The sequence below is a fragment of the Pseudomonas sp. PA-4-8C genome (assembly GCF_021606625.1).
GTDB classification, from domain to species: Bacteria; Pseudomonadota; Gammaproteobacteria; order Pseudomonadales; family Pseudomonadaceae; genus Aquipseudomonas; species Aquipseudomonas lactis.
The window spans coordinates 1-3,265 of record NZ_WKCD01000411.1; the positions used below are offsets into that span (position 1 = coordinate 1).

Here is a 3,265-nt window from a genome sequence, read left to right on the forward strand (position 1 = left end):
GTGTGATCACCGCTGCGGAAAGTATCAATAAATTTCAGATCGCGCAATAGGCTGTAATGCTGGAGATAGAGCGGTTTTGTAGGACAATCCGACCAAAATTGCCGTTTTTTGCCGAATCTTGCAATTTGCCCGGTCAGCAAGCTGCCTGTTTCATTGGGATTACACAGGTTTGCCAGGCGTGGGTGAAATCTCGCAGGCGGCCCTGGGGGTGGAATATTTCTTTCCAGATACGCGCCATGGCCAGTACATCGCCGGGCGCGGGCAGGGCGGGACGATGTTGTTCCACCAGCAACCAGGCGATCGCCGTGGCGTAGCGCAGGTTTACCGTCAACTCCAACTGGGGCGCGCTGAGGAACGCATGTTGGCTGGCCAGCCCACGCACCAGGCTGGCGCGTTCTGGGTCCAAGGCCAGGTAGCCATCCCAGAGGGCGCGGTGGCGGGGTTCGGTGATGCTGTAGAGGCCATGGCCGCGACGGTCATGCAGCGCCGAGCCCAGTTCGGATTGGCTGGCGGCAATGCCCAGCAGCAGGGATTCGGCTGTTGGGCTGTGACGGCCGAGGTACATCAGCGTCGGCCGGATCACATAACGACACAATTCACTGGCGGCAATACCCATACGAGCCTCAGTCCTTGCAAAGAGTGGACGAGCCTGAGAAGGGGAGCTTGGCAGCGGTGAATCGGATCTCAGGCCCGTCGTAAGCGGATCATGCCGCTTGAGTTGAAGTGTAGTGTCATATTCACGATGTAAAGGACTGTTTTTAAAACATCTTCTGCAACCGGTTATAACGTTTATATCGATTTGTACTTAGCGCCACGGGTTCAAGGCCAAATTCCAGGCAATAAAAAACCCTGTTATTCAAACAGGGTTTTTTGAGGTTTCAGCGACGCGGGTCGATCAGGCAGTCAGTGCCTGACGGGTACGATCGATCACGGCCTGCAGCGGTTCTGCGCTGGAGTATTGATCGGGGTACAGGCGTTCGCTGTGACGAGCGATGCCGTGTTCGTTGACCAGGGTGAAGCTGAAGCAGCCTTTGCGAGCGGCCATGATCAGGCAGTTCATTGGGGCAAAAGCGTTGGTGAGGGTGCGAATGGCATCCTGAGTGTGGATTTGAGCGTTCATATTATTGGTGTTCCTACAAATGACACGGATAAGAACCGTGCAACGTTAAAACGTTCCAGTAACGCTGACCACCATTGATCAAACGAAGAACCCGACTGGAACAAAGCAGCCAGTTTGAAGCGCTATTAAATTTGGCGCGCTTGGGCTGGCAGGTAGGTACTTAGGAGGGCAGGCAACACAACAGGGGCAAAGGTTCTGGGCCCGGGGTGAAGATCCTGATCAATTTGCAGGTTGGTTCGGTCAGAGTATTGGAACTTCGCGCCACCCTTTGCTTGTTCAAAGGCAGTGTCGTCTCAAGGAATACCTGGAAACCATCGAGGTGGTCGATCCCATGTGGTTCAGGGGACGTGTTCGACCAGAATTGACTTTCAGCTTGGTACTAACGCCGCGGATAGTAACGGATTGAAACAGGGAAGGGAAGGCCGATTGCAAAAAAACTTCGATCAGCCGCCGAGCAACTCGCGATAGACCAGCACGGTCATGGACGCGGCCAGTGCGCACCCCAGCCCGTAGGCGGCGAGCGTCAGCCGCAAGGACTGGCCGGTCTCGATCATGCGGATCACCTCGCGCATGTCATTGATCCTTCCGTCACTGAGTTCAATGCACAGGATCACGGCGGTAAAGGCGGCTGACAGCAAGATAGCAATGGCGAACAGTGCGCCGTCCGGAGAGGGGAGCGCGGCATTGATTCCCAGGGAGATCGCGCAGATGGCCAGTAGCAGCCCGGCGAATAACAGAATTCCTTTCATCGGCCCTACTGGTTTGCATTGTCGGTGGCGCAGTGTGGCGAACCGAGGCAGATTTGAAAAGCCCTTGGGTTTGCCTGCTCAGTAACATGTTTAACCGGTGTTGAATCAAAAAACGCCGACGATATAACCAGCCGATAAGGACTTGTGCACATTCAAGGCCAAGGGTGTAACCCTGCTGTCACTGGTGTGCAAGTGCGCCCATTTGCCTGTAATCAAAATTTAAGTCAATGAAAAATCTCGCTTTTTTTTATTGGTGAAAAAATCGTCAGTTTGACTGCGGCCCCCGTTCCATGGGGCTTTGCGCCTGTTCCAGGGGGGTTGTCCACTGAGTTATCCACAGCTTCTGTGGATTGTCCCGAGCGCTTGCTCTAGGACGGGCGTGCACGGTTTTTTCAGCTTTACCTGTACGAAAAAAAGAGTAGAGTGGCGCGCCTTCCGTTCTGCCCCACAGTGCTTTATGAAGTTTCGCTCAGTATCACATTCTGTTACCGACACGCCCCAAACTGTTACCGCACCCAAGCGTTTTTCCTTGAAGGTCGCTTTGTGGCTGCTCGACAGCCCGCGCCTTGGGCAGAGCACCAATATCAAGCATCTTGCCGGACGCTTGCTCAAGCAGCCCGCCCGCGAAGGCGTGGTGGCCGCTCAGAGCCGTCTTGGCCAACTGATGTGCCGCGAGTGCGGAAATGCCCGTGACCGGCGCATCGGCCACGATTTGTTGCGTTCGGCTGCTCGCGCCGGCGACCGTCGCGCCCAGCGCGAACTGGGCCAGGTCGAAGACTGAGCTGTCCTCCGGCCTTAGGCTTGGTTACCCTTGATCTTTTTCGGTGATGGCAGAAATGGCTATGGTGTTTGACTGGACCAGTATCGCCTTGGGTCTTGTGGGCGCAGCCGTGCCGCTACTGGCGCTGTGCTGGCAACTCCAGCGGCGCCTGACCGCACGCACCACCGGCTGGGAGCTGCTGGAGGAGCGCCTGGCGACCGCACAACTGGCCCAGGAAGGGCTCGCCGCTCAACTGGACGCCAGCCGCGATGAGATCAGTGACCTGAGCCAGGCCAATGCTGCCAAGCAAGCCGACTTGGCGGCGCTGCGCCGTGAAGTCGAGCTGTTGCAGATCGACCGCGATAACGCCCGCGATGCCGCGCACGCCTGGAACCTCGATCGTAGCGCCAAGGAAGCCGAACTGCGTCGCCTCGACGCCTTGGCCGCGGCCCTGAGCGCCGAATTGCGCGAGCAGCAAGAGAGTCATCAGCAACGCCTCACCGACCTGCAAGGCTCACGAGACGAACTGCGTGCGCAATTTGCCGAGTTGGCCGGCAAGATCTTCGACGAGCGTGAGCAACGCTTTGCCGAAACCAGCCAGGAACGCCTCGGTCAACTGCTGGACCCGCTCAAGGA

The 3,265-nt window shown here is 57.1% G+C and carries 4 protein-coding genes and 1 pseudogene; 2 read left to right on the forward strand and 3 right to left on the reverse strand.

Features of this window, described 5'->3' with window-relative positions:
- Positions 1 to 133 precede the first annotated feature (133 nt).
- From GIW04_RS29150 to GIW04_RS29160, 3 genes are all read right to left on the reverse strand, one after another.
- A complete protein-coding gene (locus tag GIW04_RS29150) occupies positions 134 to 616 on the reverse strand; it encodes a hypothetical protein (protein ID WP_003193024.1) in 483 nt (160 codons plus the stop codon).
- Between the two features lie 279 nt (positions 617 to 895).
- A complete protein-coding gene (locus tag GIW04_RS29155) occupies positions 896 to 1,120 on the reverse strand; it encodes a hypothetical protein (protein WP_003193022.1) in 225 nt (74 codons plus the stop codon).
- 443 nt (positions 1,121 to 1,563) lie between these two features.
- Positions 1,564 to 1,869 (reverse strand): hypothetical protein, encoded by a 306-nt coding sequence (locus tag GIW04_RS29160; protein ID WP_003193020.1) that lies wholly within the window; start codon positions 1,867 to 1,869, stop codon positions 1,564 to 1,566.
- A gap of 457 nt (positions 1,870 to 2,326) precedes the next feature.
- On the opposite strand from GIW04_RS29160, the gene GIW04_RS29165 reads away from it, so the two are divergent.
- Positions 2,327 to 2,650 carry a hypothetical protein gene (locus GIW04_RS29165; RefSeq protein ID WP_003193019.1) on the forward strand — a complete coding sequence of 108 codons (324 nt, stop codon included), beginning with the start codon at positions 2,327 to 2,329 and terminating at the stop codon, positions 2,648 to 2,650.
- Between the two features lie 61 nt (positions 2,651 to 2,711).
- Positions 2,712 to 3,265: pseudogene (locus GIW04_RS29170) on the forward strand (DNA recombination protein RmuC); the annotation flags it as partial.